The 16,519-nt window shown below is 48.1% G+C and carries 12 protein-coding genes; 9 read left to right on the top strand and 3 right to left on the bottom strand.

The features are described 5' to 3' along the window. Positions 1–55 precede the first annotated feature (55 nt). Positions 56–934: an AraC family transcriptional regulator gene (locus tag UNH61_RS18075; RefSeq protein ID WP_326993383.1), complete on the bottom strand. Its 879-nt coding sequence runs from the start codon at positions 932–934 to the stop codon at positions 56–58. A 182-nt stretch (positions 935–1,116) separates the two neighbouring features. Between UNH61_RS18075 and UNH61_RS18070 the strand changes: the two genes are divergently transcribed. From UNH61_RS18070 to UNH61_RS18030, 9 genes are all read left to right on the top strand, one after another. Next, positions 1,117–4,272, top strand: a complete 3,156-nt coding sequence (locus UNH61_RS18070; protein WP_326993382.1) for a glycoside hydrolase family 2 TIM barrel-domain containing protein — start codon at positions 1,117–1,119, stop codon at positions 4,270–4,272. Positions 4,273–4,334: 62 nt separating this feature from the next. Beyond that, positions 4,335–5,450: a DNA polymerase IV gene (gene dinB / locus UNH61_RS18065; RefSeq protein ID WP_326993381.1), complete on the top strand. Its 1,116-nt coding sequence runs from the start codon at positions 4,335–4,337 to the stop codon at positions 5,448–5,450. A 48-nt stretch (positions 5,451–5,498) separates the two neighbouring features. Beyond that, positions 5,499–6,065, top strand: a complete 567-nt coding sequence (locus UNH61_RS18060) for an RNA polymerase sigma factor (protein ID WP_326993380.1) — start codon at positions 5,499–5,501, stop codon at positions 6,063–6,065. Between the two features lie 104 nt (positions 6,066–6,169). Then, positions 6,170–7,180: a FecR domain-containing protein gene (locus UNH61_RS18055; RefSeq protein ID WP_326993379.1), complete on the top strand. Its 1,011-nt coding sequence runs from the start codon at positions 6,170–6,172 to the stop codon at positions 7,178–7,180. A gap of 55 nt (positions 7,181–7,235) precedes the next feature. Then, a complete protein-coding gene (locus UNH61_RS18050) occupies positions 7,236–10,682 on the top strand; it encodes a SusC/RagA family TonB-linked outer membrane protein (protein ID WP_326993378.1) in 3,447 nt (1,148 codons plus the stop codon). Between the two features lie 18 nt (positions 10,683–10,700). After that, entirely contained in the window at positions 10,701–12,122 is a 1,422-nt protein-coding gene (locus UNH61_RS18045; RefSeq protein ID WP_326993377.1) for a RagB/SusD family nutrient uptake outer membrane protein, read from the top strand. 10 nt (positions 12,123–12,132) lie between these two features. Next, complete coding sequence (locus UNH61_RS18040; protein WP_326993376.1) at positions 12,133–12,822, top strand: DUF4843 domain-containing protein; 690 nt, start codon at positions 12,133–12,135, stop codon at positions 12,820–12,822. Between the two features lie 28 nt (positions 12,823–12,850). Next, positions 12,851–14,275, top strand: a complete 1,425-nt coding sequence (locus tag UNH61_RS18035) for a PKD-like family lipoprotein (protein WP_326993375.1) — start codon at positions 12,851–12,853, stop codon at positions 14,273–14,275. An 8-nt stretch (positions 14,276–14,283) separates the two neighbouring features. Next, a complete protein-coding gene (locus UNH61_RS18030) occupies positions 14,284–15,405 on the top strand; it encodes a TlpA disulfide reductase family protein (protein ID WP_326993374.1) in 1,122 nt (373 codons plus the stop codon). A 57-nt stretch (positions 15,406–15,462) separates the two neighbouring features. Here the strand turns inward: UNH61_RS18030 and UNH61_RS18025 are convergent, their stop codons facing one another. Further along, positions 15,463–15,870: a contact-dependent growth inhibition system immunity protein gene (locus tag UNH61_RS18025; protein ID WP_326993373.1), complete on the bottom strand. Its 408-nt coding sequence runs from the start codon at positions 15,868–15,870 to the stop codon at positions 15,463–15,465. 281 nt (positions 15,871–16,151) lie between these two features. Continuing rightward, positions 16,152–16,463, bottom strand: a complete 312-nt coding sequence (locus tag UNH61_RS18020) for a hypothetical protein (protein WP_326993372.1) — start codon at positions 16,461–16,463, stop codon at positions 16,152–16,154. Positions 16,464–16,519: the final 56 nt, after the last annotated feature.

Here is a 16,519-nt window from a genome sequence, read left to right as displayed (position 1 = left end):
GCACAACCGATAATCCTGCTAGATGAAATGCTGATTATGATGGATTATCTTACGATTACACTTTCTTTTCCCGGTACTGATTAGGCGATAGTCCCATTACCTTAGCAAACATTCTGGAGAAATAATAGGGGTCTTCCATACCCAGTCTGGAGGCTACTTCCTTGATACGTAACGGGGTGAAAAGCAGGTACTGACAGGCTTTCTGCACTTTCAAATGATTGAAATACTCGATAGGAGAGAATCCTGTATTATTCCTGAACAGCCAGGAAAAATGAGACTGGGAGAGATTGGCAGATTTCGCCATCTGTTCCAGGGTCAGCATCTTATCGAGATGCTGGTTCATGTAATCAATGGCTACATCTATGGCATCGTGCCGATGCTGCTTGCCTGCATGGGCCGAATCCGGATAAATGCAGGACGAGAAGAACGACCAGAAGTTCATGTTGGAGTAGAGCAGGTTTTCCTGCCGGTATCCTTTCTCCAGCTGCTGATAAATACGATCAAACTGCTGTGTGCGTTCAGGAGAATAGGGCAGAAAAGCTTTGTGGCCATTCCATTCCCTGACGGCCGTTTGTACCAGCGAATCTGCGCCGCTGCCCAGGAAATGCGCCCAGTAGATCGTCCAGGGATCGTTTTCATCGGCACGGTATTCATGCGGCACCTTGCGCGGCAGCAGAAAGCAATCGCCCGCTGTTATGTCATAGCATTCGTTCTTTAATTCAATGGTTCCTTTGCCTTCCTGGCAGTAGATAAGTATATGCTGATCGGCTCCCGTAGCCCTTTTACGGTGATGAAAGAAAGCTTTGGGATAATAACCGATGTCGGTAATGAACAGCGGCGAAAGCGCTGCATCCTTTGTGCAGACGGTGTTTAACACATTTCGTGGAATAACGATCATCCGCTGGCCCTGGAACCCTTCTTTCTTCCGGATCATGAGATATTGGTTTCCGCCAAAGTAAGAAAATCCATGTTTATTTTCTGGTCGCCGGTATAGAAATGAAACCCTTTATGTAGAAAAAATGCCTTTTATAGTATATTCCAGTAATGTTTGAAGATTTAGCAGAAAAAGCCTTTTCTTTAGGGCTTAGCATAAGATTTATTAATATCAGAGGAACAATGAGAGAGAAATTATTATTGTTGGCGCTCACGACAGCAAGCCTGCCGGGATTTGCGCAGCAATTACCCTTCCAGTTGCAGACGCCGGAAGTGGTATCTGTGAACAGGATGCCGATGCGGGCATCTGCTTTTGCTTTTGAGAATATGCCGCTGGCAGAGAAACGTGAAAAGGAACAGTCTGCCTTTTTCCTGTCGCTCAATGGCCAATGGAAATTTAACTGGGTACAGGATCCCCGTAAACGTCCGCTCGATTTCTACAAAACAGATTTCAATGATGCCAGCTGGGGCAACTTCAAAGTGCCCGCCAACTGGGAAGTAAATGGCTATGGCCTGCCCATCTATGTAAATCAGCCATATGAATTTGCCGGCCGTACCAAAACCGGTGGCGACCTCCGGCCTCCTTTTGATATTCCGGAAGATAATAATCCGGTGGGGTCTTACAGAAAGAAAATCAATATACCAGACAACTGGAAGGGGCGGCAGGTATTCATTCACCTGGGCGCTGTGAAGTCGGCTTTCTTTATCTGGGTGAATGGTCAGCAGGTTGGCTATAGCGAAGACAGTAAACTGTCGGCTGAGTTTGACATTACCAAATATGTAAAACCCGGTGAAAACCTCATCGCGTTGCAGGTATACCGCTGGAGCGATGGTTCTTATCTCGAATGCCAGGATATGTGGCGCATGTCGGGCATTGAAAGAGAGGTGTATCTCTATTCCACTCCCAAACTGGATGTGCGCGATATGAAAGTCGTCTCTACGCTGGATAACACCTATACCAACGGACAGCTGCAGGTGAACCTGGAAGTAGATAATTATCGCATCGACAAAAATACCAACCACAGCAAGCCTGATACATTTGCGGTAGCAGTGGAGCTGCGCGACCCTGCGGGGAAAACTGTTTACAGCGAAACTACTCCCGGCGTACAGAAAGTGTTGGGCAATTATAAAACAGCTGTCAGCTTTAATAAGGAGATACCGGCAGTACAAACCTGGTCGGCCGAAACGCCAAATCTCTACACGCTTTTCATTACGCTGAAAGATAAAAACGGACAAGTGCTGGAAGTGGTACCGCAACGCGTTGGTTTCCGTTCTGTAGAGATCAGAGACAGGAACTTCCTCGTCAACGGTAAACGTGTGTTCCTGAAAGGTGTGAACCGGCATGAACACAACGCTACACAGGGGCATACACTTACACACGATGATATGCGTAAAGATATGGAGATGATGAAGCAACTCAATGTAAATGCAGTGAGGCATTCCCATTATCCTCCTGATCCTTACTGGATGCAGCTTTGTGATGAATACGGATTGTACGTGATAGATGAAGCAAATATCGAATCGCACGGCCGTTACTACGATCTCGCCTATACGTTTGCCAATGATAAGCAGTGGCGTATTCCGCATCTCGAAAGGATACAGCGTATGTATGAGCGCGATAAGAACCATCCTTCCGTGGTGACCTGGTCGCTGGGAAATGAAGCCGGTAATGGTTGTAATTTCTATGAAGCATACGACTGGCTCAAGGCAAAGGACATACGTCCTGTACAATACGAACGCGCTGAATTCGACTATAATACCGACATGATCGTACCTCAGTATCCTTCTCCGGGATGGCTGCCGAAATACGCTCAACATAACCCCGACCGGCCACTGATCATGAGCGAATACGCGCATATTATGGGCAATAGTCTTGGTAATTTCCAGGAGTACTGGACGGCCATAGAAAACAATCCCTACCTGCAGGGTGGCTTCATTTGGGAATGGATAGATCAGGGTATAGATACGGTGAAGAATGGGAAACGTATCCTTGCCTATGGTGGCGATTTTCCGCTGAGTGGCCCCGTGAATGAAGATTTCAGCGACAACAACTTTTGCGTGAAAGGTGTGGTGACGGCCCATCGTGGCCTGACACCAATGGCAGTGGAAGTAAAGAAAGTATATCAACATATCCACACCAAATGGGACGGAGGCAATAACGTTGTGGTACATAACGGTTATTTCTTCCGTGATTTATCGAATTACCGTTTGAACTGGGAGTTATTGGAAGATGGGAAAATAGTGGAGCAGGGTAGCGTTAAAACCCTGAACATAGCGCCACAACAATCTGCCAGCCTCCCGCTGGCAATCAGGTACCAGCCTGAGACAGGCAGGGAATATTTTCTGAATGTGCGTTATACACTGATAAAACCTGAGCCATTCCTGCCAGCAGGATTTGAAACAGCTGCCGAACAGTTCAACTGGAAAGCAGCTGCAAAACCAGTTCTGGCGCCGGCTACAGGGGCATCGTTAACGGCCGTAACAAACGGCAACATCCTGCAACTTAAAGGAAGCGGATTTGCCATCAGCTTCGATATGAAGAAAGGTATCATGAGCAGTTATGTGTTGCAGGGAGAGCAACTGCTGCAGCAAGGCCCGGAACCCGGCTTCTGGAGAGCGCCTACAGATAATGATATCGGAGCCGGATTCAATCATTCATTGCGTAAATGGCGTAATGCCGCTGCAGAAGGCAAACTGCTGAAAGCAGATCAGGCGAAGGATGGCAATGGGTACGTGGTTGTGTTTAAGAAAGAGTTGCTGGGCGGAGAAGCCGCTGTTACCCAAACATTCCATGTTACCGGCGATGGCGCTGTACATGTAGAAAATCAGCTGAACACCATCAGTGGTAAATATCCGTTATTGCTGAGAGTAGGTAATGATCTGCAACTGAATCATCAACTGAATCAGATTACTTATTATGGTCGCGGTCCCTGGGAAAACTATTGGGATAGAAAAACAGCTTCGTTTGTTGGCATCTACCGTCAGCAGGCAGATAGCCAGTACTTCCCTTATGCACGCCCGCAGGAAAGCGGCAATAAATCAGATGTGCGTTGGGTAAATATCACCAATAAGAAAGGAAAAGGATTACGTTTCGAATATGCCGATAGCTTGCTGAATTTTTCCGCACTGCCATACAGCATGGATGATCTGGATCCGGAGGCCGACAAGAAGCAATATCACTCCGGGGAACTGACGCGCCGCGATACGCTGTACCTGCATGTAGACCTGCAACAGTCGGGGGTACAGGGAATCGATAGCTGGGGCTCCATGCCGCTGAAAGAGTACCGGATACCTTATAGTGATCACTACTACAGTTATTGGATTAAACCGTTGAAATAGCGCAAGGCCCGGCACAAAAAGCCGGGCTTTTTAATATCTTTACATCGCTTCCGGCGTGCAAGATGGAGAACGATTCAAACACCAGACAACGAAAGATTATTCATATCGATATGGATGCTTTTTATGCATCCGTAGAGCAACGTGATAACCCCGTTTATCGGGGGAAAGCCATTGCAGTAGGCGGCTCTCCGGAAGGCCGCGGCGTAGTTGCCACCGCCAGCTATGAGGCACGCAAGTTTGGCGTGAAGTCCGCCATGTCATCTAAAAGAGCACAACAGCTATGCCCGGAACTGATATTTGTACGCCCCCGCTTTGATGTATATGGGGAAGTATCAAGACGCATCCGGGAAATATTCTCCCGCTATACGGACCTGATAGAGCCCTTGTCGCTCGACGAGGCTTATCTGGATGTGACCATCGATAAACAGGGAATCGGCTCTGCCATTGAGATCGCTAAGCTCATCAAACAGGCCATCCGGGACGAGCTGCAACTAACTGCTTCTGCAGGTGTATCAGTGAATAAATTTGTCGCCAAAATAGCTTCCGACCTCAATAAGCCCGATGGCCTGACTTTCATAGGCCCTTCTTCCATCACAACTTTTATGGAAACGCTGGCAGTGGAAAAATTTCACGGGGTAGGGAAGGTAACGGCAGATAAGATGAAGCGCATGGGCCTCTTTACCGGGGCCGATCTCAAGAAGCTGTCGGAGCAGGAACTGAAGAATCATTTTGGTAAGGTAGGCAGCTTTTATTACCGCATTGTCCGGGGAATCGACGAGCGGGAAGTACAACCACACCGCGAAACCAAGTCGGTGGGAGCAGAAGATACTTTTGAATACGACCTCACAGAAATTGCTGAAATGGAAGCACAACTGGAGAGAATCGGGAAAATTGTATACGACCGCTTACAGCGTTATCAACTGAAGGGCCGCACTGTTACGTTGAAAATAAAGTACAACGATTTTAAGCAGATCACGCGTAATCATTCGTTCCCGCAGCCGGTGGGAGAGTATGATATTATTGTAAACACAGCCAAACAATTGTTGGCGGCTACATTGCCGGAAGACAAGCCTATCCGGCTGCTGGGCATTACGTTGTCTAACTTTTACGAACTGGCGCCCGGTATCGACAGGCCGGGGCATACCGGCCAGCTTTCACTTTTTGATTTTGATGAATAACGATTTCTTTTACCTTTGCCCCCGTATTTCACCTCACTGTGTTGCTACATGACCGACCATAATAATGCCGAATCAGCCAATTGGTTGTCCTTTTTACAGGGCAACAAGCGTGCGCTGGCCGCGTGTTATAACGATTATGCAGATTATCTGTATAACTATGGCTGTAAATTCACCACAGATACGCTGATGGTGGAAGATACCATACAGGATCTCTTCCTGAAACTATGGAAAAACCGTGAAAACCTCGGCCAGCCGGCTTCCGTAAAGAATTACCTGCTGAAATCATTACGGGGATTACTGATACGTAATATCTCCAGGACTCAGCGTCATGCGTCGGACGAGCTGGAAGAGGAAAACTATGTTTTTGAACTGGAAGGTTCTCCCGAACATATACGCATTGCCGGCGAACAGGCTGCCCAGCGGTCGTTGTTGCTCAATACTGCGCTTGCCCGGCTTACCCCACGTCAGCGGGAAGCTGTTTTTTTGCGTTTTTATGAAGATATGTCGTATGAAGACATCTCCGATATACTTTCCATTACCGTTAAAGCCACCTACAAGATTATGGCGCGTGCGCTGGAAGCCCTGCATGGACAGCTGGGGGAACAACTACTGTAGCGTTTTATATCTTCCTGAAAATTTTTTTCTTCATCCGTGGGGTAATTTCTAAAATCCCTGCGTAATTAAGGTAAAGGCATCCCTGTAATTGCCCGATAACAGTTATGGACGTACGTAAATATGAAAATTACGATGTATCTGCATTACTGGCAGATGAGGATTTTCAGCGCTGGGTATTGCATCCGGATGCAACAGGGAATGCTTTGTGGGAAGCTGTATTTGCGGCCTATCCCGAAAAACGGAATACAGCAGCAGAGGCGGCGCAAACGCTGAAACAGCTTCAGTTCCGGGCGAATGAATTTCCGGCAGAGCGGAAGCGCCGGCAATGGGAACTTATCGAGCAGCAACTAACAGCAACACCCGTGAAGCATATCCGTATCAGGTGGTACGCAGTTGCAGCAGCGGTACTGGCATTGATAGTGGTGGCAGGCGCCTGGTGGAAAATGCAGGTACCCGCAAATACTATTTACCTGACTGGAAATGGAGAAATAAAAACAGTGCTGCTGCCAGATAGCTCTGTCATAGTGCTGAATGCTAATTCCAGGCTGGAATATAAGACAGGCTGGGATAACAGCCGCGACCGCGAGGTTTGGATGAGTGGAGAAGGGTATTTTTCAGTTGCTCACCGCTACAATGGCGGACAGCGTACCCGGTTTACCGTGCACACCGGTAGCCTGGATGTACAGGTATGGGGCACCTCTTTCAACGTAAACACACGCCGGGGTACCACCAGGGTGTCGTTAAATACGGGAAAGATCAGCGTCGGCTTCCCCGGAAAAAAAGCCGCCGATGTAATGATGGCGCCGGGCGATATGATTGCATATACGCCTGCACAACATAAACTTACCTCCAGTCATGTAGATCCTTCGAACTACAGCAGCTGGCGGAACAGGGAACTGGTATTTAACAATACTCCCCTGCGTGAAATGGGCAACCAACTGGAAGATATATACGGGTTTAAAGTACAGATCACCGACAGTGCAACTGCAGGCAGAACCATTAGTGGACGCTTATTGGCCAAAAGCGACACCATGCTGCTGAACACCATAGCAGCTGTCTTCAATCTGAATATCAGCTTCAGGGACTCTGTAGTACTGATAGCACCCCGGAACTAGAAAAATGCGCATGGCGCTATAAACTAACCATCTTTTATTAACCAAAATTCGTAACATGAAAATGATATTTTCGTGTAGGCGGCACCGTTTGCCGGTGCTGTCTGCGGGAATGCTATTTCTTCTTATTACTGTAGATGTCAAAGCCAACCAACCAACCATTTTTTCTCCACCAACCGACTATTTGCAGACGAAAACAGGAAAAACATTCCGTAACACCCTGGAGGAAATTTCAGGATACTATAAAATACGGCTGGTATATGAAACCAGTATGGTCGAAAACCAGCCATACATAAGGCCTCCGGCACATATGGCCACAGTGGAGGCGGTATTGAAGGAAGTAACCGCCGGTACAAATCTGCGTTTTATTAAAGTAGACGACAAACAATATGCGATTGTGCAGGCGCCTGCCGAAACAATACCTGCCAAACATGGCATGGTGGCTTCGGAAAACATTGTTCAGGATGTGCCGGCAGTACAGCAGGTGGCAGCAGTGCAATCTTTGCAACGGCCGGATACAACGGCGCCGCGCCGCCTCGTACGTGGTACGGTAAGCGAGGAAAACGGCGACCCCATTCCAGGTGCTACTGTGGCTGTTCCCGGCACCTCCGTAGGTGTCAGTACAAATGCAGCCGGTAACTTCTCGCTGAACCTGCCGCCGGAAGCCGGTGCACACCTGCTCGTATCCAGCATCGGGTACATCGCTCAGAAAGTGCACATAAAACCGGACGGTATACTGGCAGTGGTGCTAAAGAAGAACGTCAGCCAGATTCAACAGGTGGAAGTAAATGCCGGGGTTTTCAAACGGCCTGCTTCCAGCTTCACCGGCGCAGCTACTACTATTACTGCCGAACAACTGAAACAGGTGAGTAATAAAAATGTGCTCGAAGCATTGAAAGCATTGGACCCTTCTTTCAAAATGCCCGACAACCTTCAATTCGGTTCCGACCCCAACCGGCTGCCGGATATACAGGTGCGCGGCGCTTCCAGCTTTCCCAATATGAAAGGGGATTATAGCTCCAGCCCTAATCTGCCGCTCTTTATACTGGACGGCTTTGAAGCTTCGCTGCAACGCATCTTCGACCTCGACATGAACCGCATCGCTACGGTTACATTGCTGAAAGATGCCTCTGCTACTGCTATCTATGGCTCCCGTGGTGCTAACGGCGTATTGGTGATCGAAACGCTGCGACCTGAGAAAGGAAGACTGCGACTCAGTTATACCAACGACTTTAAAGTATCGGCGCCCGATCTTACAGTGTATAATCTGCTGGATGCAAACGAAAAATTACAGCTGGAAAAAGATGCAGGCCTGTATACCTACGTTACTAACGGACCTGATTTTTATATTCCGTACCCTGATACAAAAGAAGCACAGCGACTCGAAGAGCTGTACAATCAGCGGCTGACCAATGTACGGCGTGGTGTAAATACCTATTGGCTGTCGCAGCCCGTGCGTACTGGTATTTACGACCGTCACTCATTATATGCAGAAGGGGGAGATGATTACGTAAGATATGGACTGCAACTGGCTGCCGGAAATGAACAGGGAGTAATGAAAGGCTCCGGAAGGAGCAACTATTCCGGCGAAGTGTCGCTGGCCTATCAATATAAGGCGTTACGCTTCAGAAACTCGCTGACGGTGAACTATAATAAATCCACCAATTCGCCTTATGGCAGCTTCTCACAGTTTGGGCTGATCAATCCTTATTACAGCATGTACGATGAGGAAGGGCACATGAAGAAAACGCTGGATAATGGTGTTGCCAACCCCATGTATAATGGTACGCTGTTCGTAAAGGACCAGAGTAACTATACAGAGTTCATCAACAACTTCTCCGTGGAGTGGCAGATTATGAAACCACTTCGCCTGATCGGTAATTTCAGCCTGATGAAGCAAACGAACAGTGCTGAACAATTCCTGCCGGCAGAGCATACTGCATTTTCTGATTATAGTCTGGAAGATAAGGCCCGCCGCGGTTCCTACGCTATCCAGAATGGGAATAAGATGAACTATGAATCCAGCGTTACAATGAACTATGGCCGTGCCGTAAACGGATCATCGTTATACGCATCTGCAGGTTTTAACCTGGCAGGCAGCAACGATGATTTCAACGGCTATAAGGTGGAAGGATTCCCGAACGATCGCATGGATGCCAGCTGGTTTGCCAAACAGTATGAAAAAGACGGGCACCCAACAGGGAGCGAATCCGTTACCCGCAGAGTAGGCGTGCTCGCTAACGTCAACTATGCGTATTACCAGAAGTATCTGCTGGATCTTTCCTATCGTATCGATGGATCATCGCAGTTCGGCGCCGATAAACGATTCGGCGAATTCTGGTCGGCCGGGATTGGCTGGAACATGCATAAGGAAGACTTCCTGCGCAACAGCAAAAATATCAACCTGCTGAAACTAAGGGCCAGCTATGGAGCCAGGGGATCATTGAATGTACCCGCTTACCAGGCACTGGCTACCTATAATTATTTCAACGACGTTTACTACTACGATTTGCTGGGCGCTTATATGATGTCGCTCGGCAACCGGGATCTGAGCTGGCAGAATCGGTTGTCTGCCAATATCGGTGCGGATATGGCCCTGTTCCGGAACCGCCTGAATATAGAGTTCAACTATTACCACGACGTCACAAAAAATGCCATCGCTGATATCAGCACACCTCCTTCCGTTGGATTCGAGATGAACAAAACCAACTTTGGCGAACTGAAAGGCAATGGCCTGGAACTGTATCTGCGCTATATGATTATACGCAACGAGCGGCAGAATATTTATTGGAGCATCAATGCTTCCGCAGTACGCAACCGCACAGTGATCACCAATATTGCGGATCGTTTCCGCAAGTTCAATGCAGATCAGAATACCAAACCTCAAACAGGACCGGTTACCCTGCTGGTAGATGGCTACGGCCTGAACACCATCTGGGTGGTGCCTTCGCTCGGCATAGATCCGGGCACTGGTAAAGAGCTCTTTCAACGCGCCAATGGAACCGTTACCAATCAGTGGATAGCTGCTGATAAACAGGCAATGGGTAACATGGACCCGAAGTATGAAGGCACCTTCGGTACTTTCGTTGGCTATAAAGGTTTTAACCTGAATGCGTTGATGCGCTACCGTTATGGCGGCCAGATATTCAACGCTACACTGCTCGATCGCGTGGAGAATGCAGATGTTGCCTATAACGTCGACAGGCGGGTGTTTGAGCAACGCTGGCGCAACCCGGGGGATGTTACGTTCTTCAAAAATGTGGCCAGCAGGGAAAAAACGAAACCTTCTTCCCGCTTCGTACAGGATGAGAATACTTTGTCGCTCGAATCGGTTTCCCTTTCATACGACTTCACCCGGCAGCAGATCAGCTTCCTGCGTATGCAGAACCTGCGGTTGACACTCTATATGAATGAAGTATTCCGCTTATCGACTGTAGCGCAGGAGAGAGGCCTGGATTACCCTTTTGCCCGTTCTTTTTCTTTCTCATTGAAAACACAGTTTTAATCTGCTAATAAAGGTATTATGAAATTTCGTTTATACGTTCCTGTTATCATATTGCTGCTGCTCATAACATCCGGTTGTAAGAAGTGGCTGGAGGTAAGTCCGCGTTCTCAGATACGGGAGGATGAGTTCTTTACCACTCCTGGCGGATTTGAAGATGCACTTACGGGTGTGTATGCCAAACTGGTCAGCCGCCCGCTATACGGTGATTACCTGACGATGAGCTTCCTGGATGTACTGGCGCAGCGGTATCGACCAGCCGATTATTACCACGTATTTAAAGATGATGCTCAGTTCCTTTACCAGAATGCTACCGTGAAAGCGCACATTGCCGACATATGGCGTGCCATGTACAGCGCGCTGGTAAACGATAATAACCTGTTACGCTACCTGGAGTTGAATAAAAAGGTACTCACCACACAACGTCATGACCTGATCCGGGGCGAAGCGCTGGGACTGAGAGCATTAATGCATTTCGACCTCGTCAGGATGTTTGGCCCGTCGTATATAACGGGCGCCGGTAAACAGGCCATTCCTTATGTGACGGAAGTGACGCAGAAGCCCACTGCCATTTCTTCCACCAGCGAAGTAACCGATAAAGTACTGACAGATCTGCTGGAGGCACTTCCGCTGCTGGAGAAGAACGATCCGGTGAACGGCGGTGTCGACGATGGCAGCGCGTTTATGAAAAACAGAGTAGGCCGCATGAACTACCTGGCGGTGAAAGCAATACTGGCAAGGGTTTATCTCTATAAAGGTGACAAACCAAACGCATATAAATATGCAAAGGAAGTAATTGATGCGGCGAAGATCACCTGGATTACTCCCCGCCAGATTAATAACCGTACCGACTATACGTTTTCGCAGGAACATTTATTCAACTTACAGGTGAATAATATGAAAAACTGGGTAGATCAGTATTTCAAGTTTCATGAAGATGAGACCTATACCAGTGGCAAAGCACAATACGAACTGAAGAACGATAAAAGCGTTACACAACGCGTATTTGAAACTGCTACCGGGGGAAGTACAGATTACCGGTATGTTTACCTGTTCAAGGATCAGTCGGGCTTCCAGTATCATATCAAATACTGGCAGGACGATAATTCCAAATATAACCTTCCCTTCCGCTATCTGATACCCCTGATCCGGATCACGGAAATGTATTATATCGTAGCAGAGTGCACAGCTGACCCAGCAACAGCTGCGGGCTATCTGAACACCGTGCGTTATAACCGGGGCGTTGTGAACCTGCCTGCCGGCCTTAATACGGTGCAAGTCCAGGAAGAGATCCGGAAGGAGTATCAGAAAGAATTCTTCAGCGAAGGACAGTATTTCTTTTACTGCAAGCGGATGAACCTTAACAGAATAGGCGACAAAACGGTAACACCTGAAAAAGTATATGCGTTGCCGTTACCAGATAATGAAATTGATCTACGATAAAAATATTTATATGAAGAAGTGGTTATTACACGGCATGGTGTGCCTGATGCTGGCCGCCTGCAGCAAAAGTGAATTGACGGTATATAACGACAATCCACGTATGTATTTCAGCATTGCTTCCTTAACTTATTCATTCGCCACAAAACCAAGTAAGCTGGAGAAAGATACTATTGCCTTCCGGCTTAACTACAGCGGAATGACGCTGAAATCACCATTGGCTGCACGCATTTCAGTGGTGAAAGAAAAATCTACCGCAGTACAGGGAACAGATTACGAATTGCTGAATAACTATGCCATGCCTGCAGGGAAGTTCTTTGATTCCCTCCGGCTGGTGGTAAAAAGAACGCCGGGAATCGCTGTGACTCCGGTAACGCTGGTGGTACGGCTGGAGGAAACAGAAAGCTATAAAGCCGGACTTAATACCAACGGAAAAGAAATCACTTTTACCATCAGTAACATCCTTGTTAAGCCCGATTCATGGGAATCTTACCTGGTACCCTATTTTGGAGCCTACAGCAAAACCAAGTACAGGTTCATCATCGATACACTTAACATATCGGATTTTCCCTGGGAGATGACCCGTAACGGACAGCTGTTGTATCTGAAAACGAAGCTGGCCCTGGCCCTGGCAGCGTATGAAAAGGCCAACGGCCCGCTTGTGGACCCGGAAACAGGTAACACGGTATTCTTCCCGGCCTGAGATTATTCAACATCACAATCCCTCTGAAATGAAAAGATATATCATACTATCGTTGCTGCTATCAGGATTGGCATCCTGTTACAAAGACAAGGGGAATTACACTTATCATCCCCTGAAACAAATCACGATCGATTCGCTGGTAAACCTGAAGCGGTTTTACATGGATTCCCTGGTGATCAACCCGGGAGTGGCGGTTGATAAAGGAACAGAAAGTGAGCTTGACTTTCAGTGGAGCATGTTTCCTACCACTCAGTCGATGGAAGCCCTGCCAGCTCAGCCAGAAATCATTTCCAGGAGTAAAGTACTGCGAATCAGGTTGGAAAAGGCTGTACGCCAGTATCCTTACGTAGTGATATTGCGTGTAACAGACAAGGCAACGGGCGTTAGCACTTACCGCCGTTTTGAGCTGATGATCAGCAGCCCGTTTGCATCGGGATGGCTGGTGCTGAGCGACCGGAACAATATATCCGACGTGGACATCATTACCCGGGAAGACAGCGTGATCAGCAGGATCTACGAGCTGGTAAACGGTACCGCGATTAAAGGAAAGGGGACGCGCCTGCGTTTGCTGGGCGCCTATTCCGGCGCAGATGAGTTATTTATTCAAACCGAAGACAACCTGCTGCAGGTGCGCAATCCTGAATTCAATCTGTTGCAGGATGCTACCGCTATGTTCTACACAAAGCCCGATCGCGTATCTCCGCAGTATCTGGCTATCAACGATTATGGAACCCAGCGTTACCTGGTGAACAGCGGAAAAGTATTCGGTGCATCTACACTGAACAATGGAAAATACGGATTGCCGTACATCGGCGATTATGAAGCAGCGCCATTTATTGCGGGTGGCAGCTATTCAGCAGTGTACGACAAGAAGAACGGCCGTTTCCTGAAGATACCGGTGCTGTCGAATTCCGTAACGATGGAAGCATTCACAGAACTGAAGCCAGATCCGGCATTTGACGTAAACAATGTCAAAGGCGATCTGATGTATATGGAACAGGGACCGGACCTTTCTTATCACTTTTTCAGGGAAGCGGGTGGTAATATCCGTTTGTACGGGTTGAATACCTACAGCAATGATGCCCCCGGAGCATTTACACAGCAGGTGGCAGCCACGGAGCTGAAACAGGCCACTGCCTTTGCTATTTCGGGCACACTGCCACTGACTTACTTCGCCGCAGGTAACAGCTTATACCTGTACGATATTGGCGCTAATCAGGCACGAAAACTCTACGATTTCCCGGCAGGGTCAACAGTTCCGGTGATCAGGATGCTGAAAGACTGGAACAGCGACGACGATAATTCCTTCCTGGCAGTAGGGGTGAACAGCGGCAGCAATGGCACCGTCTATTACTTCAAACTGGCGGGCACGGGCGAGTTGGCAGGCAATACGTACAAAAAGCAATTCAACGGTTTCGGACGCATTGCCGATATCATTTATAAAAATAAATAAACAACGATATGAAAAAAGCATTGGTGCTGCTAGGTTTGTTGCCTGTTGCGCAATTACTGGCGCAGGGATCAGACAGTACATTTACCATCGAAGGACGGGTAACTGGCAAACGTCCGCCAGCGAAAGTATTCCTCGATGTGCAGCGTAAGCTGGATTCGGCGGAAGTAGTGAACGGAAAATTCAGTTTTAAAGGCCAGGTAAAAGATGCGCCGGTGATGGCTTATCTGCTGTTCGATCATAGCGGCAGCGACCTGCACGATTATAGCCGGCAGCGCGATTTCCAGGGCTTTTACCTGGAAAACGGCCGGCTTAAAATAGAAACCCGGGATTCGGCAAAGCAGGCACGTATCAGTGGCAGTAAGGCGCAGGCGGAGTATGTAAAACTACAGGCTGCGACGAAACCAATAGAAACAAAACAACAGCTGCTGATCCGGGAGAACAGTGCTTTGCCGGAAGCAGAGCGGGAGAGTGGCTCCGCTCAGGAGGCGTTCACCAGGCGCTATATGGCATTGCAGGCGGAGAAAAATATGGCAGTCATCCGTTTTGTCAACGAACGTCCGGCATCGGTAATTGCTTTGCGCCAGCTGTCGGAAGCCCTGATGAATGAGGCCGACGCCAGCCAGGTAGAAGCAGCTTTCAGTAAACTGCCAGCCGCCACCCGCGAAACACCGCAGGGGAAACGCCTTGCCAGGGCAATTGAAACCGGGAAGGCAACAGCCATAGGAGTGATAGCCCCTGATTTTGCACAGGCCGACACTTCAGGCCGGGAAATACGGCTTTCTTCCCTGAGGGGAAAGTATCTGCTGATCGACTTCTGGGCCAGCTGGTGCGGGCCATGCAGGGCTGAAAATCCTAACGTGGTCAAAGCATTTGAGCTGTATAAAAACAAAGGTTTCTCTATCCTCGGGGTATCCCTGGATTCAAAACGAGAATACTGGCTCCATGCAATTGCCAGCGATAAACTTGATTGGCTTCAGGTATCTGATCTGAAAGCCTGGAATAATGAAGCAGCCCGCCTGTACGGCGTAAACGGGATTCCACAGAATTTCCTGCTGGATCCGGAGGGTAAGATCATCGCAAAGAACCTACGTGGAGACGCCCTGGTGAATAAGTTGAAAGAAATACTGTGATAACAGGTTGGTGACAGGTATCTGGTTGCTTGCTACAGGCGCCAGGTACCTGATTCCTTACATGACTGGATGGTTCCGCCAGAATTCAGGTAAATCAATTTCCGCTTCAATTTCTTCGCTTCTTTCCTGCATCATATCCAGCAGGTGTTTGTGAAGGTCAGGATGCGCTTCCCAAAAAGAGGCAGGTACATCCAATACTGTTTTCAACAGATCGCCGGCATACATCCCGGCATTTATCAGCATATCATGCTGCAGGATCTCAAGAGCCAACGGTACCAGGTAAGCAGGATTAAAGCCCTGTCCGATCAGTAACCGCAATTCACTGGCAGATAATTTGGCAACAGGTATTTTTACCAGGGCAAGGCATTTTTGCATTAATGCCGAAATTTCCACTGTTTCGTTTTCCCAATGCTTGTTCTCCAGCTGCTCCAAAGATTTATATCTCCAGATATCCTTTTTGTTCATAAAATATGTGTCTCTCTTTTGTACCAATAAAGTTGTTACTTATGAAGATGATTTCAACGCGCAATTTTTATCTTATGATGTAGTCATCTGTCAGAACCTGCGGAGTATTGCAGGTGTTGCGTTAGCCGGTCAGCGCCGGCGGTTGTAAGAAACCAGGATCAACAGCCGTAAATATAGTGAATATTGTGGATCGGAAAAGAAAAATTTGAACCTTTAACATTTTTTGTAGAAAGGATCCCCCGGGTGCAGCGGGGGATTTTTCGTATAATCTAAGGCGTTAGTCAGGCTGCATTCTGGTATTTCGGCAAGACCAGCAGTTTAACGATGGTATGCGCCAGGGCCGACAGCACCAGGGCGATAGCCAATAACAGCGCGGCTTTCCCCGGGGTATTAAATACGTCGATTACACCGGAAACGCCTTTGCCCGCAAAGAGGAGCGCTATCAGCATGGCCAGTGCACCTGTAATCCACAACGTGATATGCGACCACAGGTATTTTTGTTTTTGAAAACCCTTTTTTCCGAAAGATGTGAATAATAAATACACATGCGCAACAAAAAACAGTGCGGCAAGGATAGTAAGTGTTGTGAGCATTCTTGGTTAATTTAGGTACTGGTAAATAATCTGTTTTCTCAAAATATGGAATCATT

The organism is Chitinophaga sp. 180180018-3, from assembly GCF_037893185.1.
Taxonomy (GTDB): domain Bacteria; phylum Bacteroidota; class Bacteroidia; order Chitinophagales; family Chitinophagaceae; genus Chitinophaga.
This window is presented reverse-complemented; position numbering and strand designations above follow the sequence as displayed.